The 24,368-nt window shown below is 67.4% G+C and carries 23 protein-coding genes and 1 other RNA gene; 10 read left to right on the top strand and 14 right to left on the bottom strand.

Annotation, left to right across the window (positions count from 1 at the left end):
• Window positions 1-30: 30 nt before the first annotated feature.
• Both ACP15H_RS29620 and thyX read right to left on the bottom strand, forming a co-directional pair.
• Complete coding sequence (locus tag ACP15H_RS29620) at window positions 31-579, bottom strand: GNAT family N-acetyltransferase (RefSeq protein WP_425069691.1); 549 nt, start codon at window positions 577-579, stop codon at window positions 31-33.
• Entirely contained in the window at window positions 576-1,514 is a 939-nt protein-coding gene (gene thyX / locus ACP15H_RS29615) for an FAD-dependent thymidylate synthase (RefSeq protein WP_425069690.1), read from the bottom strand. Before thyX ends, ACP15H_RS29620 begins: the two co-directional genes overlap by 4 nt.
• Window positions 1,515-1,594: 80 nt before the next feature.
• Here thyX and ssrA point away from each other — a divergent pair.
• The 3 genes from ssrA (at window position 1,595) to ACP15H_RS29600 (ending at window position 4,265) form a co-directional block, all read left to right on the top strand.
• Window positions 1,595-1,915: a transfer-messenger RNA gene (gene ssrA / locus ACP15H_RS29610) on the top strand.
• A 105-nt stretch (window positions 1,916-2,020) separates the two neighbouring features.
• Entirely contained in the window at window positions 2,021-2,581 is a 561-nt protein-coding gene (locus ACP15H_RS29605; protein ID WP_425069689.1) for an SspB family protein, read from the top strand.
• Between the two features lie 67 nt (window positions 2,582-2,648).
• Complete coding sequence (locus tag ACP15H_RS29600) at window positions 2,649-4,265, top strand: fumarate hydratase (protein WP_425069688.1); 1,617 nt, start codon at window positions 2,649-2,651, stop codon at window positions 4,263-4,265.
• A gap of 48 nt (window positions 4,266-4,313) precedes the next feature.
• Here ACP15H_RS29600 and ACP15H_RS29595 read toward each other — a convergent pair whose 3' ends face one another.
• Window positions 4,314-4,787 (bottom strand): hypothetical protein, encoded by a 474-nt coding sequence (locus tag ACP15H_RS29595; RefSeq protein WP_425069687.1) that lies wholly within the window; start codon window positions 4,785-4,787, stop codon window positions 4,314-4,316.
• Window positions 4,788-4,923: 136 nt separating this feature from the next.
• Between ACP15H_RS29595 and ACP15H_RS29590 the strand changes: the two genes are divergently transcribed.
• Window positions 4,924-5,604: a VOC family protein gene (locus tag ACP15H_RS29590; RefSeq protein WP_425069686.1), complete on the top strand. Its 681-nt coding sequence runs from the start codon at window positions 4,924-4,926 to the stop codon at window positions 5,602-5,604.
• Window positions 5,605-5,706: 102 nt separating this feature from the next.
• Here ACP15H_RS29590 and ACP15H_RS29585 read toward each other — a convergent pair whose 3' ends face one another.
• On the bottom strand, window positions 5,707-6,132 hold the full coding sequence (locus tag ACP15H_RS29585) for a DUF6481 family protein (protein WP_425069685.1): 426 nt from the start codon (window positions 6,130-6,132) through the stop codon (window positions 5,707-5,709).
• Between the two features lie 10 nt (window positions 6,133-6,142).
• Window positions 6,143-7,972 carry a translational GTPase TypA gene (gene typA, locus ACP15H_RS29580; RefSeq protein ID WP_425069684.1) on the bottom strand — a complete coding sequence of 610 codons (1,830 nt, stop codon included), beginning with the start codon at window positions 7,970-7,972 and terminating at the stop codon, window positions 6,143-6,145.
• A gap of 114 nt (window positions 7,973-8,086) precedes the next feature.
• Here typA and ACP15H_RS29575 point away from each other — a divergent pair, with 114 nt between their 5' ends.
• Entirely contained in the window at window positions 8,087-8,311 is a 225-nt protein-coding gene (locus ACP15H_RS29575) for a ribbon-helix-helix domain-containing protein (protein WP_425069683.1), read from the top strand.
• Here ACP15H_RS29575 and ACP15H_RS29570 read toward each other — a convergent pair.
• Both ACP15H_RS29570 and ACP15H_RS29565 read right to left on the bottom strand, forming a co-directional pair.
• Window positions 8,298-9,128 (bottom strand): nitroreductase family protein, encoded by an 831-nt coding sequence (locus tag ACP15H_RS29570; RefSeq protein WP_425069682.1) that lies wholly within the window; start codon window positions 9,126-9,128, stop codon window positions 8,298-8,300. The genes ACP15H_RS29575 and ACP15H_RS29570 overlap by 14 nt on opposite strands.
• 8 nt (window positions 9,129-9,136) lie before the next feature.
• A complete protein-coding gene (locus ACP15H_RS29565) occupies window positions 9,137-12,343 on the bottom strand; it encodes an AsmA family protein (protein ID WP_425069681.1) in 3,207 nt (1,068 codons plus the stop codon).
• Between the two features lie 67 nt (window positions 12,344-12,410).
• Between ACP15H_RS29565 and ACP15H_RS29560 the strand changes: the two genes are divergently transcribed.
• Window positions 12,411-12,599 carry a DUF4169 family protein gene (locus ACP15H_RS29560; protein ID WP_425069680.1) on the top strand — a complete coding sequence of 63 codons (189 nt, stop codon included), beginning with the start codon at window positions 12,411-12,413 and terminating at the stop codon, window positions 12,597-12,599.
• Between the two features lie 105 nt (window positions 12,600-12,704).
• Here ACP15H_RS29560 and ACP15H_RS29555 read toward each other — a convergent pair whose 3' ends face one another.
• From ACP15H_RS29555 to ACP15H_RS29540, 4 genes are all read right to left on the bottom strand, one after another.
• Complete coding sequence (locus ACP15H_RS29555; protein ID WP_425069679.1) at window positions 12,705-13,211, bottom strand: winged helix-turn-helix transcriptional regulator; 507 nt, start codon at window positions 13,209-13,211, stop codon at window positions 12,705-12,707.
• A 122-nt stretch (window positions 13,212-13,333) separates the two neighbouring features.
• On the bottom strand, window positions 13,334-14,083 hold the full coding sequence (locus ACP15H_RS29550; RefSeq protein ID WP_425069678.1) for a Bax inhibitor-1/YccA family protein: 750 nt from the start codon (window positions 14,081-14,083) through the stop codon (window positions 13,334-13,336).
• Window positions 14,084-14,218: 135 nt separating this feature from the next.
• A complete protein-coding gene (locus tag ACP15H_RS29545) occupies window positions 14,219-16,738 on the bottom strand; it encodes an ABC transporter permease (RefSeq protein ID WP_425069677.1) in 2,520 nt (839 codons plus the stop codon).
• Window positions 16,739-16,748: 10 nt separating this feature from the next.
• The gene (locus ACP15H_RS29540; protein ID WP_425069987.1) at window positions 16,749-17,408 is read right to left on the bottom strand and encodes an ABC transporter ATP-binding protein; all 660 of its coding nucleotides are present in this window, start codon (window positions 17,406-17,408) and stop codon (window positions 16,749-16,751) included.
• Window positions 17,409-17,495: 87 nt separating this feature from the next.
• Here ACP15H_RS29540 and ACP15H_RS29535 point away from each other — a divergent pair, with 87 nt between their 5' ends.
• Both ACP15H_RS29535 and thpR read left to right on the top strand, forming a co-directional pair.
• Window positions 17,496-18,215: an arylesterase gene (locus ACP15H_RS29535; protein ID WP_425069676.1), complete on the top strand. Its 720-nt coding sequence runs from the start codon at window positions 17,496-17,498 to the stop codon at window positions 18,213-18,215.
• The gene (gene thpR / locus ACP15H_RS29530; RefSeq protein WP_425069675.1) at window positions 18,181-18,726 is read left to right on the top strand and encodes an RNA 2',3'-cyclic phosphodiesterase; all 546 of its coding nucleotides are present in this window, start codon (window positions 18,181-18,183) and stop codon (window positions 18,724-18,726) included. The genes ACP15H_RS29535 and thpR overlap by 35 nt, the downstream gene beginning before the upstream one ends.
• Window positions 18,727-18,850: 124 nt before the next feature.
• Here thpR and ACP15H_RS29525 read toward each other — a convergent pair whose 3' ends face one another.
• Window positions 18,851-19,894: a phosphotriesterase family protein gene (locus ACP15H_RS29525; RefSeq protein ID WP_425069674.1), complete on the bottom strand. Its 1,044-nt coding sequence runs from the start codon at window positions 19,892-19,894 to the stop codon at window positions 18,851-18,853.
• Entirely contained in the window at window positions 19,891-20,904 is a 1,014-nt protein-coding gene (locus ACP15H_RS29520; protein ID WP_425069673.1) for a Bug family tripartite tricarboxylate transporter substrate binding protein, read from the bottom strand. Before ACP15H_RS29520 ends, ACP15H_RS29525 begins: the two co-directional genes overlap by 4 nt.
• Before the next feature lie 54 nt (window positions 20,905-20,958).
• Here ACP15H_RS29520 and ACP15H_RS29515 point away from each other — a divergent pair, with 54 nt between their 5' ends.
• Window positions 20,959-23,109: a N,N-dimethylformamidase beta subunit family domain-containing protein gene (locus ACP15H_RS29515; protein ID WP_425069672.1), complete on the top strand. Its 2,151-nt coding sequence runs from the start codon at window positions 20,959-20,961 to the stop codon at window positions 23,107-23,109.
• On the opposite strand, the gene ACP15H_RS29510 is transcribed toward ACP15H_RS29515, so the two are convergent.
• Complete coding sequence (locus ACP15H_RS29510; protein ID WP_425069671.1) at window positions 23,093-23,578, bottom strand: low molecular weight protein-tyrosine-phosphatase; 486 nt, start codon at window positions 23,576-23,578, stop codon at window positions 23,093-23,095. The two genes, ACP15H_RS29515 and ACP15H_RS29510, sit on opposite strands and share 17 nt — an antisense overlap.
• 35 nt (window positions 23,579-23,613) lie before the next feature.
• On the opposite strand from ACP15H_RS29510, the gene ACP15H_RS29505 reads away from it, so the two are divergent.
• Entirely contained in the window at window positions 23,614-24,348 is a 735-nt protein-coding gene (locus ACP15H_RS29505; RefSeq protein ID WP_425069670.1) for an NAD-dependent deacylase, read from the top strand.
• The last annotated feature ends 20 nt before the right edge of the window (window positions 24,349-24,368 follow it).

Genomic DNA, 24,368 nt, shown 5'->3' with positions numbered 1-24,368 from the left:
CCTTCGCTGTCGCTCAGGACGACAAAAAATCTAGCCGCGCTGGCGGGTCTTCTTTGGCCGCCAGCCGGGGCGCCATTGGCCGATCATGCCGTGGACGCCGATCATCGAGCCGGCGACCAGTTCGAGGGCGAGGAAGCGGCGGTCTTCGACCCAGCCGGGGAGCTGGATGTTCAGCGCGAGATCGCGGCGGAAGCCGAACTGGTTGTAGTATTCGGGGTCGCCGACCAGGATGATGCGGCTGTGGCCCAGCATGCGCGACTGCGCCATCGAGTGCCACATCAGCGCCTTGCCGTAGCCCAGGCCGCGCAGTTCGGGCGAGATGGCGAGCGGGCCCAGCATCACCGCCGCCCACTTGTCGTTGATCAGGATCGGCCAGTTGCGGATCGAGGCCACCATCCTGTCCTTCTGGTCGATCGCCACGAAGCACAGTTCGCGGATCGGCTTCACGCCTTCGCGCAGCCGGTAGACCGTCTTCTGCTGACGGTCGGGGCCGAAGGCCGCCTCGTTCATCTCCTCGACCGCCGTATTGTCGCGCGGCCGCTCGCGCAGCAGCCGCAGCCGGCCGGGATCGCGGATCACGTCGCCTGACCGAGCGACGCCATCAGCTCGCGCCATTCGCGGGCGCTGAGCCCGCTCGACTTCTGCTCGACCTTCTCGCCCGCCAGCAGACGCTTCACGATGGCGAGGCCCGTCTTGGAGAGGTGCGTGCCGCCCAGGCGATATTCGACGAAGGCGTCGTGGCTGATCGGGCACCAGCGCTTCAGCGTATCGAGCATCGTCTCGGCATAGACGCGGATCTCGTACTGCGCGTGGGCATCGGCGCGCAGCGACAGGAAGTGCATCAGGTTGTGCAGGTTCGTCTTCCAGTACCACTGCGTATAGAAGCCGAGCGACAGGTTCATGCGGGCGAGCTCGCGCGCGAGGCCGGACCGTTCGGGATCGAGCGGCGCCCCGGCTTCACCCTCGTTCAGCATCTCGAGATAGTGCTCGTAGACCAGCTCGGCGTCCTGCTTCAGCAGCCCGAAGACACGCTCGGCTTCCTTGCCGGTCAGCACCTGGTCGCGGCCCTGCCGGTTCATGGCGCTCTGGGCAGCCAGATGCTCGGGCTTCGGCAGATAGAATTCGTTGTCGAGGATCGAGTAGCGCGCGGAATATTCGTTCACGTTGGCGGTGCGATGGCGGATCCACTGCCGCGCCACGAAAATCGGCAGCTTCACGTGGTACTTGATCTCGCACATCTCGAACGGCGTCGTATGGCGGTGCCGCATCAGATAGTTGATGAGGCCGCGATCCTCGCTGACCTTCTTGGTGCCGCGGCCGTAGCTCACCCGCGCGGCCTGCACCACGGCGGCGTCGTCGCCCATGTAGTCGACGACGCGGACGAAGCCGTGATCGAGCACCGGCAGCGCCTGGTAGAGGATTTCCTCCAGCGCCGGGGCGACCGGGCGCAAGGTCGGCTGGGCGCCGGCCCGGGCCTGGTCGATTTCTGCCTGCTGGTCGCTGGAGAGGGGCATCGGTTCGCTGTCCTTGGTTTCGCCGGGCTTTATGGGGGGAATCGGCCGCGGCGGGCAAGGAAGGATCGAGGGGGCGGACACGCCTTCAAAAAGCCGAGGGAAGCGCCTATATAGGGCGCGTCGGGAAACCGACTATGGCGATAAACGCCGCGTGAAATAAGCGTTTCGGACCCGGGGGCAGTACCCGGCGCCTCCACCATTTCTCTCCGTCCTCGGGCGGAACCGATGGGGGCGAACCAGGATCGACGAGCGTGGTAAAGGCGCGGTTTTTGCCCGGTATGGTTCCGCCGTGACGGGCCATTCACAAGTGCTAACGATAACACCGTTACACTCGCTGCTGCCGCCTAAACAGCGGACGTAAGCGCGGTCCGGGGGGCACCGGGCAACAGAAGCCCCCCACTCGTCCGTAGAGCCATCCCCACTTTCTTTCCCGGCAATTGCCCGCTATTGCCATCGTTGACTCTCCGGCAGGGCGGGTCGATGCTTTCACAAATTTCCGACAGGCCATGAACGATCGCTTTCACTACGACGCTCTCGTCGACGATGCGCTGCGCAGCGTCGTGCGACGCGTGCTGACTCAGGTCGCGGAAACGGGACTGCCGGGCTCGCACCATTTCTACATCAGCTTCCGCAGCAACGATCCCGGCGTGGAACTGCCGGATTACCTGCGGGCGAAGTATCCCGACGAAATGACCATCGTGCTGCAGCACCAGTACTGGGACCTGATCATCCGCGAGGACGATTTCGAGGTCACGGTCAGCTTCAACAAGCTGCAGGAGCGCATAAAGGTGCCGTTCGCCGCGCTCTCGGCCTTCGTCGATCCGTCGGTTCGCTTCGGCCTGCAGTTCGATCGCCGGGACAAGGAAACGGGCGAGAAGGTCTCGGCCGAGAAGCCGGAAGGCGCGACCGTGCCGACCCCGCTGCCCGTGCCGGAGAAGCGGCCGGCGCCGCCCGCTCAGGAAGGCGAGACCGCCGCGACCGACGGCGAGGCCGCGACCGCCGACGCGCCCAAGCCCGAGGATGCAGCCTCCAAGGTCGTCAAGCTCGACAGCTTCCGAAAGAAGTAGGTAGACGCCGCGCCCCGGCTGCGGCAGGAAACCGGCGCCCCGAGAGGGTCGCCAGGAGAGAAGACGCATGCCCGAGTTCCAGTTTCAGGAAATGTTCCCGAGCCACGAGGACACGACGCCCTACCGCAAGCTCACCTCCGACTTCGTCGGCACCACCAGGTTCAACGGCCGCGACGTGCTCACCGTCGCGCCCGAGGCCCTGACGACCCTGACGGCCGCGGCCTTCCACGACATTTCCCACCTGCTGCGCCCGGGCCACCTCCAGCAGCTGCGCAACATCCTCGACGACGGCGAGGCCTCGGCCAACGACCGCTACGTGGCGCTCGAGCTGCTGAAGAACGCCAACATCTCCGCCGGCGGCGTGCTGCCGATGTGCCAGGACACCGGCACCGCCATCGTCATGGCCAAGAAGGGCCAGGCGGTGTGGACCGGCGGCGGCGACGAGGAGGCGATCGCCAAGGGCGTCTACAAGACCTACACCGAGACCAACCTGCGTTATTCGCAGGTCTCGCCGCTGTCGATGTTCAAGGAAGTGCAGACAGGCACCAACCTGCCGGCGCAGATCGACATCTATGCGACCGACGGCGACGCCTACAAGTTCCTGTTCGTCGCCAAGGGCGGCGGCTCGGCCAACAAGACCTACCTGCACCAGCAGACGCCGGCGGTGCTGAACGAGGCCTCGCTGCTCAAGTTCCTCGATACCCAGATCCGCACGCTCGGCACCGCCGCCTGCCCGCCCTATCACCTGGCCATCGTGGTCGGCGGCACCTCGGCGGAGATGAACCTCAAGACGGTGAAGCTCGCCTCGACGCGCTATCTCGACGACCTGCCCACCGAGGGCAACAACAAGGGCGTGGCGATCCGCGATCGCGAGATGGAGCAGAAGGTGCTGGAGCTCACGCGCCAGATGGGCATCGGCGCGCAGTTCGGCGGCAAGTATTTCTGCCACGACGTGCGCGTGATCCGCATCGCCCGCCACGGCGCCTCGGTGCCGATCGGCATCGGCGTCTCCTGCTCGGCCGACCGCCAGGCCGTCGGCAAGATCACCAAGGACGGCGTCTTCCTCGAACAGCTCGAGCACAATCCGGCGCAGTTCCTGCCCGAGATCGAGCCGGCGCAGCTCTCGGGCGACGTCGTCTCGGTCGACCTGAACAAGGGCATGGCCTACACGCTGTCGGTGCTGACGAAGCATCCGGTGAAGACCCGCGTGAACCTCAGCGGCACGCTCATCGTGGCGCGCGATTCCGCGCACGCCAAGCTCAAGGAGCGGCTCGATCGCGGCGAGGGCCTGCCGGACTATTTCAAGCAGTTCCCGGTTTACTATGCCGGCCCCGCCAAGACGCCGACCGGCATGGCCTCGGGCTCGTTCGGCCCGACCACCGCCGGCCGCATGGATTCCTACGTCGACCTCTTCCAGGCCAATGGCGGCTCGATGGTCATGCTGGCCAAGGGCAACCGCAGCAAGCAGGTCGTCGACGCCTGCCGCAAGCACAAGGGCTTCTATCTCGGCTCGATCGGCGGCCCGGCCGCCATCCTGGCGCAGGACGTCATCAAGAAGGTCGAGGTGCTGGAATATCCCGAGCTCGGCATGGAAGCGATCTGGCGCATCGAGGTCGAGAACTTCCCGGCCTTCATCATCACCGACGACAAGGGCAACGACTTCTTCAGCGACCTGAAGATCTGACAGCGGAGATTTCGTCGTCCTGATCGGCGGCGCCCGAAGGGCGGGCGCTTACGGCGACTGGCGGCTGTCGATCCACACGGCGCCGGTGCGGGCGTTGATGACGCGCAGCCAGGTTCCGTGGCATCCGAGGACGCGGAAGCTCTCCGCGGCGCCCTCGGACAGTGCAAGCAGGCTGCCCATCGGCCCCGGCAGGCTGTAGAGCGCGCGGCCCGGCTCGACATCGACCCAGAGCTGGTCCGCCGGCACCCAGCCATCGAGGTGTGGGGCAGCCGCGACGGAGATGTGCGCCCAGCCGCTCTGACCGCCGGACAGGATGAGCGCAGCGTCTCCCCGAAGCGCCCCGATCTCGGGCGAGAGCAGCGTCGGCCCCGACCTCAGCGCGAGCGTGTCGCCCGACGGCAGAAGCGGATGGACATCGGTTGGCGTGCACGACCCGGCCGGGCCGGTTCTGGCGTCGACCGAACGCTCGACGACGGCAAAACCGGCCAGCACGGCGAGCGTGCCGATCATGGCGCGAATCATCGACTGCCCTTCCCGCAACGTGCCGGCTGCCCCCCGGCAACCGGCCCCCCACCGCCGTCCTTCTAGGATCACGCTGCAGCGGAGTCGCGGCAGGGTTTGTAAGAATTGTTTTGCGGCCTGCGCTACACTTCCCGCCATGAACCTCGCCAAGCAGCATCTCGACGTCGGCCTGTTCTCGAACAAGCGCGACGAACAACTCGCCTTCTGGCAGGAGACGGTCGGCCTGCCCTACGATCACATGGGCAAGCTGGGCGGCGGCATGCAGCAGCACCGCCATCACATGAACGGCTCGATCCTGAAGATGAACCACGCGCGCGGGCCCCTCCCCGACGCGCCGCCCTCCGGCATCATCGGCCTCCAGATCGCGCGCGAGGGGCTGGCGGCATCGCAGCCGCTCGCCGATCCGGACGGCAACAGGGTGACCCTCGTCCCCAAGGGCCTGGCCGGCGTCGAGGGCGTCGCCATCCTGCTGCGGGTCAACGATCCCGCCGCCCACGACCGCTTCTGGACGCACGCCATGCAGTTCGAGCGCGCAGGCGAGGGCCGCTATCGCTGCGGCGACTCGCTGGTCGTGGTGGCCGAGCAAGGCAAGGTCGAGAGCGCGGTCGGCCAGTGGCGCGGACCGGGCTATCGCTACATGACGGTGCAGGTGTGGGATTGCCTCGCCGAATACGCGGGCATCCTGGAGCGCGGCGGCGCCTCAGGGGGCGAGCCGCGCGTGCTGGGCGAGACGGTGCGTTATGCGTTCGTCTGCGATCCCGACGGCAATCACATCGAGATCAGCCAGCGCGCGTCGTTGACGGGCGGGACGCTCTGACCCTTCGGGGCCGTTCGTCCTTCGGCGCTCTCGGACATTGCAGGCTTAGCGGCTTGTAACCAAGCCGCAGCCTGTCGCTCAGCAGGCCGAGCTCCGCTCGGCCTAACGCTTGCCCTTGCGGGCCTTGCGGGCGGCGTAGCGGGCGTCGCGGGCGGCCTTCTGCTCGGCCTCGGTCAGGACCGGCTTGGCAGCGGCCCGTCGGGCGGCACGCTCGGCCTCCGCGGCTTCGGCCGCCGCAGCGGCTTCTGCTGCCGCGGCTGCAGCCTCTGCGGCCGCCTTTGCAGCGGCCGCTTCGGCCGCTTCCTTTGCCGCCGCCAATTCGGCGGCGATGCGCGCCTCTTCCTGGCGCTTGGCTTCCCGGCGCTCGGCCTCGCGAGCCTCGCGGGCGGCCGCGATGGCAGCGCGCTCGGCCTGCTTCTTGATCAGTTCCGGATCGTTGGCCTTGGCCTTGGCCTTCTCGAGCAAGGCCTGCTTGGCCGCCGCGGCGGTCGCCAGGCGATCGCCGAAATCCACGTTCCTGCCGCTCATGTCCTAGTCTTTACTCCGCCGCCGCAGCGGCCTGCTTCTTGGCGCGCTTGCGGTCCTCGGCATTGAGGAAGCGCTTGCGCAGCCGAATCGATTTCGGGGTGATCTCGACCAGTTCGTCTTCCTCAATATAGGCGATGGCCTGCTCGAGCGACATCTTGCGCGGCGGCGTGAGGCGGACGGCCTCGTCCTTGCCCGCGGCACGGATGTTGGTGAGCTGCTTGCCCTTGAGGACGTTCACTTCGAGGTCGTTGCCGCGGCTGTGCTCGCCGATCACCATGCCCATGTAAACGGGCACGCCGGGCTCGATGAACATCGGGCCGCGATCCTCGAGATTCCACATCGCGTACATCACCGCGTTGCCCGCGGCATTGGCGATCAGCGCACCGTTGCGACGGCCCGCGATCGGGCCGCGATAGGCGCCGTACTCGTGGAACAGGCGGTTCATCACGCCGGTGCCGCGCGTGTCGGTCAGGAACTCACCGTGATAGCCGATCAGGCCGCGCGACGGGGCGTAGAACACCAGGCGGGTCTTGCCGGCGCCCGACGGACGCATGTCCTGCAGCTCGCCCTTGCGCAGCGAGATCTGCTCGACGACGGCACCGGTATAGGCGTCGTCGACGTCGATCACGACTTCCTCGATCGGCTCCTGGCGCTGGCCGGTGACCGGATCGGTCTGGAACAGCACGCGCGGACGGCCGACGGCGAGTTCGAAGCCCTCGCGGCGCATCGTCTCGATCAGCACGCCGAGCTGCAATTCGCCGCGACCGGCGACCTCGTAGGAATCGGCGTTCTCGGTGTCGCTGACGCGAATCGCCACGTTGCCTTCCGCCTCGCGCATCAGGCGCGCGCGGATCATGCGGGTCGTGACCTTGTCGCCTTCGGTGCCGGCGAGCGGCGAGTCGTTCACCATGAAGGTCATGGCGAGCGTCGGCGGATCGATCGGCTGCGAGTGTATCGGCTCGGAGATCGTCAGATCGCCGATCGTGTCGGCCACGGTCGCGACCTTCATGCCGGCAATGGCCACGATGTCGCCGGCCTCGGCCGATTCGAGCGCCACACGCTCCAGGCCGCGGAAGGCCAGGATGCGCGTGATACGGGTCTGCTCGAGTTCCTTGCCGTCTCGGGCCAGCGCCTTGACCATCGAGTTGGGCTTGATCGAGCCCGACAGGATGCGGCCCGTGAGGATGCGGCCCAGGAAGTTGTCGGCCTCGAGCGTCGTCACCAGCATGCGGAACGCCGGATCGGGATCGACCTTCGGCGCCGGCACGTGGTTCACCAGCAGCTCGAACAGCGGCGTCATGTCCGTGTGCTCGGCCTCGAGCGAGGTCGCGGCCCAGCCCTGGCGGGCCGAGGCGAAGAGCGTCGGGAAGTCGAGCTGCTCGTCGGAAGCCTCGAGCGCCGAGAAGAGATCGAACACCTCGTCGTGCACTTCGTGGGCGCGCGCGTCGGAGCGGTCGACCTTGTTGATCAGCACGATCGGCTTCAGGCCGAGGCGCAGCGCCTTGCCGAGCACGAACTTGGTCTGGGGCAGCGGCCCTTCGGCAGCGTCGACCAGCAGCACGACACCGTCGACCATCGACAGGATGCGCTCGACCTCGCCGCCGAAGTCGGCGTGGCCCGGCGTGTCGACGATGTTGATACGCGTGCCATGCCATTCGACCGAAGTCGCCTTGGCGAGAATGGTGATACCCCGTTCGCGTTCGAGGTCGTTCGAATCCATGGCGCGCTCGGCCACCTGCTGGTTCTCGCGGAACGTGCCGCTCTGCTTCAGCAGGCAATCGACCAGTGTGGTCTTGCCATGGTCGACGTGCGCGATGATCGCGACGTTACGGATTTCCATAATGATTTGTCCGGAGGGTTGGTTGGGCGCGCTTATACGCACGCTCTGTGACGGCGGCAAGGCAGGTTGAGGAGGCGTGTTGCCGCTACCGGGGCCCGCTGCCACAGTCCCGTAATGCGTAAACGCTCGGTCACCATCGAAGGCCACCGCACCAGCATCTCTCTGGAAGATGCCTTCTGGAGCGAGCTTTCAGCCCTCTCCCAGGCGCGCGGCCTGTCGCTCAACGCCCTGGTCGCGGAGATCGACCGCGGCCGGGCGCAGGAGCTCACCAACCTCTCGAGCGCCCTGCGGCTCTATGTACTCCACGAGTTGAAGCAACGCACGATCAGTCGAGATTGAAGCCCTTGGCACGCACGAATGCGCCGAAATCGGCGCGCTCGGGAACCGAATATTGCCGAGCCTTGTCCTCGGACCAGCCATAGGCCGCGTCCTCGCCGAATTTCTCCACGAAGCGCTGGCTTTTGTAGGGTTGGGTCTCGTTGCGCCGCCGATCGTAGGCTTCGACCTTCTCCTGGAGGCCCGTTTCGTCGTAGCGATCGCGATGAATCGACACGTCGAGCCCCAGCCGCGGGCTCATCACGCCCTCGAAGGACGGCCAGCCGACACCGAGCCCGGCCACCGGGAAGACATGCGGCGGCAGGCCCAATACCTCGGAAACCCGGGCCGCCTGGTTGCGGATCTGGCTGATCGGGCAGGTCCCGAGCCCGACCCGGTCGGCGGCGGCGATGAAGGTCGCCAGCACGATGCCGGCATCGACGGCGGCATTGAAGAACGGGTCGAGATGGTCGTTCACGAAGGGCCGGCCGCGCCAGTCGAACAGCAGCCGGTGGCGGCGGTTGTTGCCGCAGAACACCAGCAGCGCCGGGCCGGCGGCGGCCCACGGGTTCTCCGGGATCAGGGCCTGGAGCTTCTCGCGCTGTTCCTTGTCGGTGACGATCACGATGTCGGCCTGCTGCAGGTCGCTCTTGGACGGCGCCGACAGCGCCACGGCGCACAGCGTGTCCAGCAGCGCCGGATCGAGCGGCTTGTCGGAATAGCGCCGCACGACGCGGCGGTTGGCCATCTCGGCCAGGACATCGACACCCTTCGGCGCCTCCGACAAGGCGGGCGCGGAACCGAACCGCGCCTTGAGCACGGACTTCAAACGATCGAGCACGGGTACTCCTAACGGCCGAAAATGTTGGGGATCGGAATGTTGGGGATCAGCGAGCGCGGCTGCCCCGGCAGGATCTGCTCCAATTGCTGCAGCTGCTGGGCGCCCGGCAGGGTGCTGGCCATGCCCGGCGGGTCCTTGGCGCTACCGCGCGAGACGCCGAGCGACGGCGAGGACAGCGCGCCGCGTGCGGTGGTAATCAGGTAGGGCGCCGACCCGTCCTCGGCGATGTAGAAATTGACCGTCGTGTCGGTGGTCGAGGCGCCGAGATTGGTGCGGGTCGAGATCCGCGCCGTCGCGCGGTTGCCCTGGACAGTGAGGCCCTTGTCGGTGAGCACGCCGCCCGCGATGTCGATCTGTCCTCCGATCGGGCTGTCGTGATTGACGAAGCGGTTCAGCACCAGCGAGATCGCGTTCAGCATGCTGGTGGGCGACATCCCGCGCTGGCCGACGGCACCCAGCACGTTGCCCAGCGTCTGGTCGATCACCGTGCTGGCCGCACCGGCCGCCACCGAGCCCAGCATCTGCAGCGCCTTGTCGGCACCGACGAAGATGTGGCCGCCGAGTTGCGCGCTGCCCGCCATCGAGGCCCTGATCTGGTCGGCGGTCGTGCCGGCGGCGCGCAGGGCGATGCCGTTGGCGTTGAGCTTGCCGTCGATCGTCACCTTGATGGCGCCGCCGAACTGATTGGAGCCGGAGGTGCTGCGCAGCATCTCGCCCAGGATGATGCCGTTGGCGTCGCCCTTGAAGTCGAGGGAGAGCGCCGGCTTGGTGGCGTTGACAGTCCCGGCGAGCGCCAGCGAGCCGCCATAGAGCGAGCCCTTGAAGTGCTGGACCGTGAGGATGCCGTCCTTCAGCGAGGCCGCGAGGTCGGCATTACCGATGCGCAGCGACGAGCTGACCAAAGTACCGGCCACCAGCTTCAGCGAGCCGTCGATGCTGCGCAGCGCCGCCGTGTCGATCGGCTTGGCGGCTGCCTGGCCTCTCGCCGCCGGTCGCGCAGGCGCTCCCCCGCTGCCGCCGATCCGGTCGAGGTCGAGCACGCCGGCGCGCAGGTCGGCATTCACGGTGGTGCGGCCGGTCAGGCGGGCATCGATCGAGCCGTCGACCGCCTGGCCGTTCAGCACCAGATTGCCCTTGTAGGCGGCCGACTGAGGCGCGCCCTTGGACGCGCCCGGCAGCGCCAGGGTGCCGGTCGCCTTCACGCTCTGGCCCAGGACGTTGACGGCGAGATCGCGCAGGGTGAGCTGTTCGATCGTGCCCGTGACACCCCCGCTTGCGCTCACCGCGCCGAGATCGGCCGGCGCCGTGGTGCCGGCGACCTTGAGCACGCGGCTCATGTCGGGGGCCTCGAAATTGAAGGCGATGTCGGCGCGCGGCTGTGGCGCCGAATAATTCGCAACGGAGCCGCGCACCGCGAGCCGGCCGCCGCCCAGGTTCGAGACCTTGACGTCGTTCAGGCGCAGCGTGCTGCCCTGCAGCGCCACATCGACGTCGACACCCTGGATCGTCTCTTTGTTGTAGATGAGCCTGGCCACCTTGGCCTTGAGCCCGACCGAGGGGCCGGCCACGGCCAGTACCGAAGGCGCGGCGGAGGCGCCGGCGGCAGCCGCAGGCTTCTGCCGCGCCGCGACCGGAACCAGGAAGGAATCGAGGTCGAGCGTGTCGAGACTGACGCTGGTCACGATCGACAGCGGCACGGTGAAGGTGACCGTCACGCCGCCGCTGCCCTTGAGATCGTCGAGTTCGAAGACGGCATCGCTCACCTGGACGTTGCCGCCGGTCGAGGACATGCGGCCGCGCAGGCTGAGCTTCTGCAGCTTGGAGGGCGGCACCGACGACAGGTCGACGGCAAGCCAGGACAGGGTTTCGCGCAGCTTGGGCCCGACCAGGCTGAACTGCCCGGTGACCCCGGGTCGCGCGGCGTCGCCCGTCAGGGTCGACTGCGCCTGCAGGACCATGTCGCCGGGCAGCGTGGCCGTGAGCTTCGGCACCGCGACGGCGCCGCCCTTGGCATCGATCTCCAGCACGACGTTGCGGACCGGCTGCTTGTTGTAGATCACCTCGCCGACTTCGAAGGCGACCTTGGCCGTCAGATCCCCGAGGTAGCTCTGCGACGTCGCAGCGGGGGTGTTCGCGGGCGGCGCAGCGGCAGCGGCGGGTGTTGCGGCGGGCGCGGGCTGCTGAATCGCCGCCAGCCACCGGTCGAGGTCGAGCTTCGGCACCGCCACCTTGCCCTCGACGGCGAGCTTGGGTTTCAGCGCGACGGAAAGCGATCCGGAGCCGCTGTCCTGGCCCAGGGCGATCTTGAAGTCGCGCGCGGCGAACGCCGTCTGCGAAACGTCGATGCTGCCGTCGAAGCTGAACTTGCCGGCAAGAATCGGCGGCAGGACGGGCGCTGGTTGACCCGCGAGCGTGACCAGGGTGCCGACGAAGGTCGTGAGCTGCTCGGCCGAAGCGGAGGCCACGCCGGAAATCTTTGCGGCCGCGCCCAGCTCGCTCAGCGTGCCCTTGAAGCCGAGCTTGCCGCCGCCCGCCTGCAGCGACAGGTCGGCCGTGTGTCCGTTGCTGCCGCGGGCGCCGACCGCGAGGTCGAGCCTGAGCGGCGCGCCGTTGACCGAGGCGTCGCCCGCCAACGAATAGGGACCGTCGATCGAGCCCACCGAGGCGGTGAAGTTCGCCTTCTCCGCCAGCACCGAAAGGCCCGCCTTCGAATCGCTGAAGATCAACGTACCGTTGTCGATGGTGAGCCGGCCGAGCGACAGCGGCCGCGGCGAGCTGGGCTTGGCCGCGGCGGGCTTCGCTTCGGCGACCGACGGCGCGAACTCCCAGTTGGGCTTACCCTCGGCGTTGATCTCCAGAACGATCTTGGGCTCGACCAGCGTCACCTCGCTCACTTCGATGCTGCCGCCCAGCAGCGCCAGCAGCGACGGCTTCACGGTGACCGACTTCACCTCGACCATGTTGGCGTTCTTGGAGCCGGCGGCATTGAAGAACTTCACGCCGGTGACCGACACGGTTGGCGTCGGCAGCAGCGACAGCGAGATCGGCCCGTCGATCACCAGATCGCGGCCCGTCGCCGTCTTCACCTGCGAAACGATCAGCGGCTTGTAGGAATTGACGTCGATCAGGGAGGGCAAGGCCACGAGGGCCACGATCAGCAGGGCGACGATGCCGCCGCCACCGATCAGGAGACGCTTGCGGGTGGTTGGTGTCATGGCAGGGCTCCCCGGTCCGGCGGTGCAAGACTAGCGCATCGACTGCAGGCACGGCATAGAGAAATCCATGGCCGAGATCGTCAACCTGCGACGCGCCCGCAAGGACAAGGCGAAACGCGAACGCGAGACGGAAGCAGACGCGAACCGCCGCCGCTTCGGCCGCACGCGCGCCGAGAAAGACGCCGACAAGGATGCCACAGACCGCGCCGCGCGCCTGATCGACGGCAAGCGCCTCGAACCGGATACGAAGGACTAGCTCTTTCCTGTCGTCCTGAGTGCAGCGAAGGACCTCACGCCCGTCACGCGGTACGCTGCTCGGCCAGCTAGGTCCTTCGCTGTGCTCAGGACGACTGAGGGGGCGTTACCTCGCCGGGCGATTGAGCGCCAGCCGTTCGAAAAAGGTGCGCGTGCTCTCGTCCGCGCCCGGACCCGCCACGGCGCGCACGTTGGTGAGTTCGAGACGGCGCCCGCTCTCGGCGTCGATCAGCACGGGCTCGAGGGGGCGTTTGTCGGCGCGATCCACCAGATCCATCGGCTTGCCGCCGCGCGCGGCGGGGCCGAAGCGGTCGCCCCATTGCTTCAGCCCGACGATGACGGTGAACAGCGCCGCTCCCTTTTCGGTGAGACGGTATTCGTGGCGCAGCGGACGCTGGCGATAGGCGGTCTTGCGGAAGATGCCGGCCTCCACGAGCTTCTTCAGCCGCGCGGTCAGCACGTTGCGCGCGATCCCGAGATTCTCCTGGAAGTCGTCGAAGCGGCGCACGCCATAGAAGGCATCGCGCACGATGAGCAGCGTCCACGGCTCGCCGACGACATCGAGCGCCGCAGCGATCGAGCAATTCATCTGTTCGTAGGAGGTGCGCCGCATTCGCAAAGTATAGGGCGGCAGGCGCACGGCGCAATCTTGGGAGGCGGGCCCGCTCCCTCAAAAGCAGAACGCCCGGGTCTTTCGACCCGGGCGCCCTTGGACTGTCTCGATGGTTCGGTCGGCTAGTCGCGCGACTGGCCCATGAAGCTCATGAGGAACTGGAACAGGTTCACGAAGTCCAGGTACAGGCTGAGCGCGCCGAACACGGCGACCTTCTCGATCATGTCCGTGCCCCAGGCCTCGGAATACTGTTCCTTGATCTTCTGGGTGTCGTAGGCGATCAGGCCCGAGAAGATCAGCACGCCGGCGGCGGAGATGATGAAGCTCATCGTGCCCGACGGCCAGATCATGTTGACGAGGCCGGCCAGGATGAGGCCGATCACGCCCATGAACAGGAACTTGCCCATCGCCGTCAGGTCGCGCTTCGTCGTGTAGCCATAGAGGCTGAGCGCGCCGAAGGCGGCGGCCGTCACGAAGAAGGTGCGCGCGACACTGGCGCCGGTGTAGCGGAACAGCAGCAGCGACAGGCTGACGCCCATCAGAGCCGTGACCGCCCAGTAGACCGCCTGTACCGCAGTGGTGCTCATCTGAGCAGCGCGGAACGAGGTCAGCAGCAGCAGGCCGAGCGGAGCGAAGATCGCGATCCAGCCCAGCACGTTCAGTCCGACGACGCGACCCGCCTGAACCTGGAAGAACAGGCTGGCGAGTTCCGGCGAGCTGAACAGACCGAAGGCCACGATGCCCGACAAAGCGAGCCCCGAAGCCATGTAGTTGTACACACGCACCATGTGGGCGCGCAGACCGACATCAAACGACGCCTGGTCGGCAACGGTGCCGGCGCGATTGAAGGTGCCGAAGTTCGGATTTACCATTTGGTTTCAAGCCTCCAAGGGGGCCTCGTTTGCCGAGCCCCTTCGACAGATAATCTGGGGTTACAGATCGACTGAATCAATAGCGAACTCGCCTGACGGGATTCCAATTTGGAGCCGTTCCGGAGAATAATTAGTTCACTCATTGCGCAACAAGGCAAGAGGCCTTTGCCTCAAAGCCGCTAAAGTTCCCGCGAGGCCGAACGCCAGGGTGAGCGCCATGGCACCCACGGCGACCGCCACGGCGACCATCGGCAGGAACGTCCACTCAAGGTTCATGAGCCGCCGCACCACCAGATAGGCGGCCAGGGTCCCCACGCCCACCGACGCCATCGCGGTGGCGAGGCCCAGGAAGGCGAACTCCCAGGCGAAGGTCCCGGCGATGCGGGCCCGGGTCGCGCCCAGCACCTTCATCACCACCGCCTCGTGGACGCGGCGGCGCTGGGTGGCGAGCATCGCCCCCGCCAGCACCAGCACGCCGGCCAGGATGCTGAGGAAGCCGATCACCCGGCTGGCGAGGCCGATATTGCCCAGCACCCCGGCCGCGGTCTCGATGGCATCGCGGATGCGCACCACGGTGACGTTGGGGAACTGGTCGGTGACGGCCTTGAAGATCGCGTCCTCTGCCTCGGGCGTGGATTTCACCGTGGCGAGGAAGGTGTGCGGCGCCTTGTCGAGCGTGCCGGGCGAGTAGACGAACACGAAGTTGATGGCCAGCGTCGTCCACTCGATGCGTCGCAGCGAGGCGATCTTCGCCTCGATGTCGCGGCCCAGGATGTTCACCGTGATGGTGTCGCCCAGCTTCAGGCCGAACTGATTGGCCAGGTTCTCGTCGAACGAGATGAGCTGCGGCCCTCGATAATCGGCCGGCCACCATTCGCCGGCGACGATGCGCGAGCCCTCGGGCGGCGTCGCGGAATAGGTGACCCCGCGATCGCCCTCGACCGCCCAGCGCGCATCGGAAGGCACGGCGACCTCGCTCACCGGCTTGCCGCCGATCTTGACGATGCGCCCGCGCAGCGACGGCACCTTGTCGAGCGGCCCGGCGCCGGGAATGGCGGCGATCGCCGTCTCGAAGGCCGGCATCTGGCTCGACTGGATGTCGACGAAGAAGAAGGCCGGCGCATCGCCCGGGATGCGCCGCGTGAGCTGCTCGCGCAGATTGCCCTCGATCAGGGCCGTCGCCACCAGCACGGTGAGGCCGAGCCCCAGCGACAGCATGACGATGGGCGTGGGCGCGCCCGGCCGGTGCAGGTTGGCCAGCGCCAGCCGCAGCGCGGCGAACTTGGGCTTGCCGATCCGGGCGGCGCCGAACATGAGCAGCCGCGCCAGGAGGGGAAAGGCGATGAAGGCGCCGACCGAGCCCAGCACGAAATAGGCCGCGATGCGGCGGCTGTCGGCGGTGAAGATCGTGAAGGCCGCCAGCGCCACTGCCGCGGCGCCCAGTACCAGCGCGTCGCGCCAGGCCAGCCGCCCGCCCTGCTGGACCACGGCGCCGCGCATCAACGTCGCCGCCGAAACGCTGCGGGCGCGCATCAGCGGCACCAGCGCGAACAGCAGCGAGACCAGCAGGCCGAAGCCCGCCGCCGTCGCCAGCGGCCCGGCATAGAGTGCCACCCGCGCCCGGACCGGCAGCAGGTCGGCGATCGCCGACTGGGCCACGAACGGCAGGGCCGCGCCGATCACCAGGCCGATGCCGACACCCAGCGCCGCCAGCGCGGCGAGCTGGATGAAATAGGTGGTGAAGACCAGCCGCTCCGGCGCGCCCAGGCATTTCAGGGTCGCAATGGTGCGCAGCCGTGCCGCGAGAAAGCTCGAGACGGCATTGCCCACGCCCACGCCGCCCACGAGCAGCGAGGCCAGCCCGATCAGGCCGATGAACTGTGTCAGCCGGTCGAGCCAGAAGCGGATGCCGCCGCCGGCATCGTCGAGCCCCCTCACCCGCCAGCCGGCATCGGGGAAGCGGGCTTTCAGCGTCTCGATGACCGCGCGATCGGAGCGGCCGGGCGGCAGACGCAGCCGGTATTCCCAGGTAAGCATGCTGCCCGGCTGAACAATGCCCGCTTCGATCGCCGCGTCGAGCGGGATCATCAGACGGGGGCCCAGGCTCGCGAAGGCATTGAGGCCGCGGTCTGGCTCGCGCGCGATGATCCCGCGCACCTCGACCGCCGTGTCGCCGACCCTCAGCATGTCGCCGGGCGCCATGTTCATGCGGCGCAGCGCGGACTCCTCGACGGCCGCGCCCCAGATGCCGTCGCGCTTGCCCATGGCATTGGCCAGCGTGCCGCCATCGGCCATCTCGAGCTTGCCGTAGAGCGGATAGGCAGGTTCGACGGCCTTGAGTTGCACCAAGGTCGGCCGTCCGTCGGACTTGGTCGGTCGCGCCATGGCGCGGCTGTCGAGCCAGCGCACCAGCTCGCCCTGCTCGCGCATGAAGGCAATCTGCTCTTGCGTCGCCTCGCGATAGAGCAGCGAGATCGCGACGTCGCCGCCCAGTATCTCGCGGGCGTCGGCGCGCAGCCCTTCCTCGACGGCGCGGCTGAACGACAGGATCGCCGCAATGGCGCCGACACCCAGCGCCAGGCAGGCGATGAACAGGCGGAAACCGCCGAGGCCGCTGCGCATCTCGCGGCGGGCGAGGCGGAAGGCGAGGTTCATGGAAACGCCGTCACTGCGCGGCGAGCGTGCGCAGGCGATCGTCCGCGACCAGCAGGCCGTCGGCGATGCGCAGCACGCGGTCGCACCGCTCGGCCAGACCCATGTCGTGCGTGATCAGGATCAGGGTCGTGTTGTCGGTGCGCGCGACCTCGAACAGCAGGTCCATCACCTGCTTGCCGGTGGCGCCGTCGAGATTGCCGGTCGGTTCGTCCGCCAGCATCAGCTTCGGCCGGCCGACGAAGGCGCGGGCGACGGCCACGCGCTGCTGCTCGCCGCCGGACAGTTGCGCAGGATAGTGGCCGATGCGATGGCCGAGCCCGACGCGCTTCAGCGCCGCTTCCGCCAGTTCGAACGCATCGGAGCGGCCGGCGAATTCGAGCGGCAGCGCCACGTTCTCGTGCGCCGTCATGGTCGGAATGAGATGGAATCCCTGGAAAACGATGCCGATATGGTCGCGGCGCAGCCGCGCCCGGTCGTCGTCGCCCATCGGTCCGAGATCGTTGCCCGCGACCTCGACCCGGCCCGACGTCGCGCGCTCGAGCCCGCCCGCCACCATCATCAGGCTCGACTTGCCGGCACCCGAAGGCCCCACCACCGCCGCAATCTCGCCGGCCGCGATGTCGAGAGTGACGCCGCGCAGGATATTGACCGTGCCGGCATCGCTCGCCATGTCGAGATGCACGTCGGTCAGGCGAACGATCGGAAAGTGTGCGATGGGAAGCGGCTCGGCCAAGCGGGCTCCTGGGACAGGCAAGGAATGAAACTGCAAAGTCGATATGGTGGTTTTACGGCGACGGTCAATTCGCGGATCGCGGCATTCGTGGCGCTGATCCTGTGCCTTGCGGCCCTGACAGCGCCCGCAGCGGTCCATGCACAAACCGGGCAAACCGGGGCCGAGCCGGTGAAGCTCGCGATCCTGGGCGACAGCCTGGCCGCGGGCTACGGCCTCGCCCCGGCCCAGGCCTTTCCCACCCGCCTGCAGGCGGCGCTTAAGGACAAGGGCCGCAACGTCACCGTCATAAATCACGGCGTCTCGGGCGACACGACGATGGGCGGTCTCGAACGCATCGACTGGATGCTGGCCGACAAGCCCGACATCGTGATGGTCGAGCTGGGCGGCAACGACATGCTGCGCGCCCTCGATCCGGCCAGCACCGAGAAGAATCTCGATGCCATCGTCGACAAACTGAAACAGGCCGGTGCCACCGTCTGGCTGGTCGGCATGATGGCGCCCCGCAACTACGGACCGGAGTACGTCAAGCAATTCGACGGCCTCTACAAGCGGCTCGCCGACAAGCACGGCGTGCCGCTCTATCCCTTCTTCCTCGACGGCGTGGCCCAGGATCCCGCGCTCAACCAGCCCGACGGCATCCATCCCAACGCCAAGGGCGTCGACATCATCGTCGAGCGTATCCTCCCCTTCGTTACGAAGAATCTCGACGATGCCGCGTCTGTTCGTCGCCCTGCCCGTCCCTGACGAGATCGCCGAGGAACTCTCGGCGCTGCAATCGGGGGTCCCCGACGCCCACTGGGTGCCGGCCGAGAACCTGCATGTCACCCTGTGCTTCGCGGGCGAGGTCCAGGGCGGCACGATGCGCGACTTCGAGGAGGAGCTGGGCGACATCGCCGGCCCGCCCTTCTCGGTGGCGATCGCCGGCGTCGACCAGTTCAGCAGCGGCAAGCAGCCCCGGGCGCTGGTCGCCCTGGTCGAACGCAGCGAGCGCCTCGACTGGCTGCAGCAGAAGGTGACGACCGTTGCGCGCAACTGCGGCATCGAGGTCGACCGCCGCAACTACCGTCCCCACGTCACCCTGGCGCGCTTTCCCGCAGGCGGCGAGACCGGCCATCACATCGCGCAGTTCATGGCGAGCCACGGCACGTTCCGCCTGGAACCCTGGATCGCCGAACACTTCACGCTCTATTCGAGCCGCCTCGGCCGCGGGGGTCCGATCTACACGGCGGAAGCGGAGTATCCGCTGACTTTCTGACCGTGAAAGAGGGAAAGGTCCCTCACTTCGTTCGGGATGACAACTTTGGCGGGATTGGCGCAGTGCGCCGCTACAAAAACGCTGTCATCCCGAACGAGAAGTGAGGGACCTTCGCTCTCTCTCGTCACACGAAGGTCAGCAGCCGCCGCGGATTGCCCACCAGGATGGCGTCGATCTCGGCCTCGCTGTAGCCGCGCTTCTGCATCATCGGCACGACGTTGCGGAAGATGTGGCCGTAGCCGTGGCCGCCGAAGCTCGCGAGGCGGGTGCGGTAGCAGATGTCGTGGCTGATCACGACGCGCTCCAGGTGACCGGCATCGATCAGCGCGCGGATCAGCTTGAGCCGCGTCGCGTCGTTGGGCATGTCGATATCGGAGAGGCCGTAATAACTCGATTCCTGGCCGAACAGGTCGAACTCGACCGTCACGCCGGAGTCGGCCAGCTTCAAGAGCCGCGGCTCGTCGAAGATGGTGCGGTCGATGTGGCTGATGACGATGCGCTCGGTCGGGAAGCCCGCTTCCCTGGCGAAGTCGGCGATCTCCTGCGGCTGGTCGGGATCGCGGCCGGGATGCACATTGATCGACGCACCGGTCTCGGTGGCGGCAATGAACGCGCCCTGCATCACGCGCTTCTCGGTGTCGGTCCACGGCGCCTGGCAGCCGATCTCGCCGATCATGCCGGCGCAGACGTCGGTGCCCCAGGCGCCGTCGTGGATCTGGCCGATCATCTCGGCGGCGAAGTCGTCGACCGTGCGGCCGTGGTTCTTCGGATCCTGGTAGTCGTTCACGTAGTAGCCGCAGCCCATCACCAGATGGACGCCGGTGCCGGCCGCGATGCGGCGCAGGCCGTTCGGATCGGGCGAGAGGCCGCCGCAGGACAGTTCGACGATAGCGTCGCCGCCCTCGTGCTTCATCATCGCCACTTCGCGGGTGGCGATGTCCTCGAGGTCGAGCATGTACTTGCGCCCGGCGCGCTTGAGGCCGCGGCCATAGTTGATCTGCCAGACGTTCTCCAGAGTGATCTCGGGGCCGAGATCGTTGTCGGAGCGCGTCCCGGGCGGACGGATGTCGCAGAGCACGTGTTCGTGCATCAGCGTGCGGCCGAGCTTCTCGGGCTCGATCGGCCCGAGAACGGTCTGGATCTTTCCCTTCAGTTCAGGACGGCTCATTGCGGCTCCAGTTTGGCGGCCTCGACGACCTTCTTCCACTTAACGTATTCGCTCTGCATGTGCTTCGCGAGGTCTTCCGACGAGCCGCCCAGCTCGGCGGCGCCGGCATCGCGGATCTTCTTGATGACGTCGGGCTGCTTCGACGCCTTCACCAGCTCGTCCGAGAGCTTCTTCACGATCTCCGGCGGCGTGCCGGCCGGTGCCGAGACGTACCACCAGGGCGCCGCATCGAAGCCCGCGAAGCCCTGCTCGGCGATGGTCGGCGTGTCCGGCAGCGAGAACCAGCGCTTGCCCGAGCTGACGCCCAGCGCCCGCAGCGCCCCCGACTGGATGTGCGGCAGGTAGGGCGGCAGGTTGTCCATCGTGCTGGGAATGTGGCCGGCCAGCAGGTCCTTCAGCACCAGCGAGCTGCCGCGATAGACGACATGCTCGACCTTGAAGTCGGCCAGCGACTCGAAATACTCCATCGCCAGGTGGCCGGTACCGCCGACCGCCGGGGAGCCGAAGCTCACCTTGTTGGGGCCCTGCTTCTTGCAATACTCGACATATTCCTTGGCCGTCTTCACCGGCACGTCGGGATGGACCGCGAGCACGTTGGCGACCTCGCCGAACAGCGCGACCGGCGCGAAGCTCTTCACGCTGTCATAGGGCATGTTCTTGTAGAGGAACTGGTTGGTGACGGCGGTGCCGACCGTCCCCAGCAGCAGCGTGTAGCCGTCGGCCGGCGACTTGGCGACGATCTCCGCCCCGACATTGCCGCCGGCACCGCTCTTGTTGTCGACCACGACGGTCTGGCCCCAGACTTCCTGGAGATGCGCCGCGGCGATGCGGCCCAGCAAGTCGGTCGTGCCGGCCGGCGCGAAGGGCACGACCATGCGGATCTGCTTGTTGGGATAGGTCGATTGCGCCCAGCCGTGGCGGGCCAGCATCGGTGCCGCGAGAGGCGCGAGGGCGGCACCCGCGATGAGGGCACGGCGTCGAATCGTCTTGGCGATTGTCTTATTGGTCATGGCGAAGCTCCCTGATTTCAGGCGACTATATCGGCCGCCAATTGGGAGTTAAATGTGACCGCAGCGTTGATCGGCTACTCGGACCGCATCTCGGTACGGAGCGGCGAGAAAATCTCCTTCAAGGTCTCCAGCGCGGGACCGACCCCTTACCACGCGATGCTGGTCCGCATCGTGCGCGGCGATCCCAATCCCGGCGGACCACCGCCCAAGTTCGAGGATCTGTCCGAGCTGTTCGACGGCCGCTTCGCCTCGCGCGTCCAGCACGCCTGGCCCGGGTCCTACGGCCTGGTCGAGGGCGCAAAGACTCTCGGACTTCCCGGCGCGCTCCAGGTCGAGGCGCTGATCTGGCCGACCCTGCCCGAAGATGGGCCGCAAACCGTGATCTCGCGCCGGGATGCGGCCACCGGCGCGGGCTTCGCGCTGGTGCTGACGCCGGACGGCTTGGCGCTGGAGACCGGCACGGAGCGCGTCGTGGTGGGCAAGAAGCTGCGGGCGCGCATCTGGTATCGCGTCTGGGCGAGCGCCGATCCCGAGACCGGCCTCCTGCGTGTCGGCCAGCAGCCGCTGGCGCGCGCCTTCGGCACCGACGACGAAGGCGAGGCAAGCGGCAAGGCCTCCGCCCCGGCGCTGGAGGCTGCGGCGGCCGTGATGATCGGAGCGGAGGCCGCGACGGACCGGCCGGCACGGCGCTGCTTCAACGGCAAGATCGAGGCGCCGAGCATCCAGGGCTTCGCCGCCTGGGATTTCACGCGCCGCATGGACTCGATGGACATCGAGGACACCGGTCCCAACAAACTGCACGGCAAGCTCGTCAACCTGCCGACGCGCGCCATGAAGGGCTCGGCCTGGACCGGCGCCGAGCGCGACTGGCGTCGCGCGCCGCATCACTACGCCGCCATCCATTTCCACGACGACGACCTGCACGATTGCGGCTGGCTCGACGATTTCACCTTCACGATCCCCAAGGAAATGAAGAGCGGCATCTATGGGATGCAGCTCTCCTGCGGGCCCCATCGCGACATCATCCCGTTCTTCGTGCGGCCGCAGGTCGGCAAGCCTCAGGCCAAGGTCTGCTACCTCGCCTCGACCTTCACCTATCAGGTCTATTCCAACTTCTCGCGCGGAATGTTCGACGATGCCTTCCGCAAGCGGGTCGCCGACTGGAAGGCCTATCCGCACAATCCCGACGATCATGGCGACTACGGCCTGTCGACCTACAACCATCATCGCGACGGTTCGGGCGTGGCCTATTCCTCGCGGCTGCGGCCACTGCTGACCTGGCGGCCGAACTTCCTCAGTTTCAACGACGAGGCGGGCTCGGGCCTGCGCCACCTGCCGGCCGACACGCATCTCACCGGATGGCTCGATCGCATGGGCGTGGCGTTCGACGTCGTGACCGACCACGATCTCGACGAGAAGGGCGTCGAGTTGCTCGCCTCCTACAAGGTCGTGCTGACCGGCTCGCACCCGGAATATCACACCGAGGGTACGCTCGATGCGCTGCAGGCCTATACCGAGAGCGGCGGGCGGCTGATGTATCTCGGCGGCAACGGCTTCTACTGGCGCGTGGCGCTGTCGCCCAAGGTGCCGGGCGCCATCGAGGTACGGCGGACCGAAGGCGGCATCCGCACCTGGGCGGCCGAACCGGGCGAATATTACCACGCGTTCGACGGCGCCTATGGCGGCCTGTGGCGGCGCTCGGACCGGCCGCCGAACCTGCTCTGCGGCATCGGCTTCTCGAGCCAGGGCACCTTCGTGGGCGATTCCTACCGGCAATCGCCGGCGGCGCGCGACAACACCCACGCCTGGGTGTTCGAGGGCGTGAAGGACGAGCTGTTCGGCGGCTACGGCTTCTCGGGCGGCGGCGCGGCGGGTTTCGAACTCGACCGGCTCGATCACCGGCTGGGTAGCCCGCTCAACGCCGTGGTCCTGGCCTCGTCGGAAGGACACGACCGCCGGAACTTCGTCGTGGTCCACGAGGAACGTCTGGGCTTCACGACGACGATCCCCGGCCAGACGCTGGAACAGCTCATCCGCGCCGACATGACCTATATCGAGAAGCCGAAGGGCGGCGCGGTGTTCTCCGTGGGCTCGATCACCTATTGCGGCAGCCTGCCCCACAACAAGTTCGACAACGACGTGTCGCGGCTCACCTTCAACGTGCTGAACCGGTTCGGCGAGCTCGGCCTCAAATGGCCTTTCTGACCTCGGGGGCGAGCCGGGCGACGAGGCCGCGCGTGGCGGCCTCGATCAACCCAAGGGCACGCTCATAATCGTCGGGGGTGCCGCCGAACGGATCGACAATATCGAGGACCCCGATCGGCGGTGCGTAGCTCATCAGGAGCTGCGGCCGTTCGGCCAGCTCGCGCGGCGCCAGCCAGCGCAAATCGACGAGATGGGTGCGGGTCATTGCGAGAACGTAGTCGAAGCGCTTGATGTCCTCGCCCGTCACCTGGCGGGCCCGGAGGCCGGAAATATCGTAGCCGCGCGCGGCCGCTGCCTCGACGGCGAGCCGGGTCGGCGGCTGGCCGACATGGCTGGCGCCGGTGCCGGCCGAGTCGATCTCGAACGCGTCCGCGAGGCCCGCCTTTGCAGCCAAAGACCGGAACGCGCCTTCGGCCATCGGCGAGCGGCACAGGTTCGCGGTGCAGACGAACAGAACTCCAATGGTCATGGCCGCGGACACTAGCACGGCGCTAGATTGGCGGCATGCACCAGGATTTCTTCCCGCCCGGCATCGCCGTGCTGACCGGCGCCGGCATCTCCAAGGAAAGCGGCATCGACACGTTCCGTGACGCCGACGGGCTGTGGAACAGGGTCAACCTCGAGGAGGTCGCGACGCTGGAAGCCTGGCACCGCGACAAGAAGAAGGTGCTCGACTTCTACAACGAGACCCGCAGCATGTTCCGGGCCGCCGGCATCGGCCCGAACGAGGCGCACAAGGCGCTGGCGCGGCTCGAGCGCGAGTATGACGGCGAGGTGACGATCATCACGCAAAATATCGACCTGCTGCACGAGCAGGCCGGCTCGAAGCGCGTGATCCACATGCACGGCCGCGACGGCGAGATCCGCTGCATGGAATGCAAGACGGTGTTCTCCTCCGACTACGACCTGACGCCCGCTTCGATCTGCCCTCACTGCAATTCCGTGGGCGAGCTGCGCCCCAACATCGTGTGGTTCGGCGAGATGCCGATACATCTCGAGGAAATCTACGAAGTGCTGGAGCGCTGCGGGCTCTTCCTCGCGATCGGCACGTCGGGCGAAGTCTATCCCGCCGCCGGCTTCGTCCTGCATGTGCGCCGCCACGCGCCGCGCGCCCGCACGGTCGAGCTCAATCTCGAACCGACCGACAACAAGAGCCTGTTCCACGAACACATCTATGGCCCCGCCACCGAGACCGTGCCGCCCTATGTGACGCGCGTGCTGACGCAGGGCTGGCGATAATAAGAAACGACCAGACGGAG

Source organism: Reyranella sp. (genome assembly GCF_965249915.1).
Lineage (GTDB): Bacteria > Pseudomonadota > Alphaproteobacteria > Reyranellales > Reyranellaceae > Reyranella.
This window is presented reverse-complemented; position numbering and strand designations above follow the sequence as displayed.

Excerpts from the sequence above, each read along its gene's own strand:
- thyX (WP_425069690.1), bottom strand. The coding sequence starts at position 1,514 with ATGCCCCTCTCCAGCGACCAGCAGGCAGAAATCGACCAGGCCCGGGCC.
- ACP15H_RS29605 (WP_425069689.1), top strand. The coding sequence starts at position 2,021 with ATGAACGATCGCTTTCACTACGACGCTCTCGTCGACGATGCGCTGCGC.
- ACP15H_RS29600 (WP_425069688.1), top strand. The coding sequence starts at position 2,649 with ATGCCCGAGTTCCAGTTTCAGGAAATGTTCCCGAGCCACGAGGACACG.
- ACP15H_RS29595 (WP_425069687.1), bottom strand. The coding sequence starts at position 4,787 with ATGATTCGCGCCATGATCGGCACGCTCGCCGTGCTGGCCGGTTTTGCC.
- ACP15H_RS29590 (WP_425069686.1), top strand. The coding sequence starts at position 4,924 with ATGAACCTCGCCAAGCAGCATCTCGACGTCGGCCTGTTCTCGAACAAG.
- ACP15H_RS29585 (WP_425069685.1), bottom strand. The coding sequence starts at position 6,132 with ATGAGCGGCAGGAACGTGGATTTCGGCGATCGCCTGGCGACCGCCGCG.
- typA (WP_425069684.1), bottom strand. The coding sequence starts at position 7,972 with ATGGAAATCCGTAACGTCGCGATCATCGCGCACGTCGACCATGGCAAG.
- ACP15H_RS29575 (WP_425069683.1), top strand. The coding sequence starts at position 8,087 with ATGCGTAAACGCTCGGTCACCATCGAAGGCCACCGCACCAGCATCTCT.
- ACP15H_RS29565 (WP_425069681.1), bottom strand. The coding sequence starts at position 12,343 with ATGACACCAACCACCCGCAAGCGTCTCCTGATCGGTGGCGGCGGCATC.
- ACP15H_RS29560 (WP_425069680.1), top strand. The coding sequence starts at position 12,411 with ATGGCCGAGATCGTCAACCTGCGACGCGCCCGCAAGGACAAGGCGAAA.
- ACP15H_RS29555 (WP_425069679.1), bottom strand. The coding sequence starts at position 13,211 with ATGCGGCGCACCTCCTACGAACAGATGAATTGCTCGATCGCTGCGGCG.
- ACP15H_RS29550 (WP_425069678.1), bottom strand. The coding sequence starts at position 14,083 with ATGGTAAATCCGAACTTCGGCACCTTCAATCGCGCCGGCACCGTTGCC.
- ACP15H_RS29545 (WP_425069677.1), bottom strand. The coding sequence starts at position 16,738 with ATGAACCTCGCCTTCCGCCTCGCCCGCCGCGAGATGCGCAGCGGCCTC.
- ACP15H_RS29540 (WP_425069987.1), bottom strand. The coding sequence starts at position 17,408 with ATGGCGAGCGATGCCGGCACGGTCAATATCCTGCGCGGCGTCACTCTC.
- ACP15H_RS29535 (WP_425069676.1), top strand. The coding sequence starts at position 17,496 with ATGAAACTGCAAAGTCGATATGGTGGTTTTACGGCGACGGTCAATTCG.
- thpR (WP_425069675.1), top strand. The coding sequence starts at position 18,181 with ATGCCGCGTCTGTTCGTCGCCCTGCCCGTCCCTGACGAGATCGCCGAG.
- ACP15H_RS29525 (WP_425069674.1), bottom strand. The coding sequence starts at position 19,894 with ATGAGCCGTCCTGAACTGAAGGGAAAGATCCAGACCGTTCTCGGGCCG.
- ACP15H_RS29520 (WP_425069673.1), bottom strand. The coding sequence starts at position 20,904 with ATGACCAATAAGACAATCGCCAAGACGATTCGACGCCGTGCCCTCATC.
- ACP15H_RS29510 (WP_425069671.1), bottom strand. The coding sequence starts at position 23,578 with ATGACCATTGGAGTTCTGTTCGTCTGCACCGCGAACCTGTGCCGCTCG.
- ACP15H_RS29505 (WP_425069670.1), top strand. The coding sequence starts at position 23,614 with ATGCACCAGGATTTCTTCCCGCCCGGCATCGCCGTGCTGACCGGCGCC.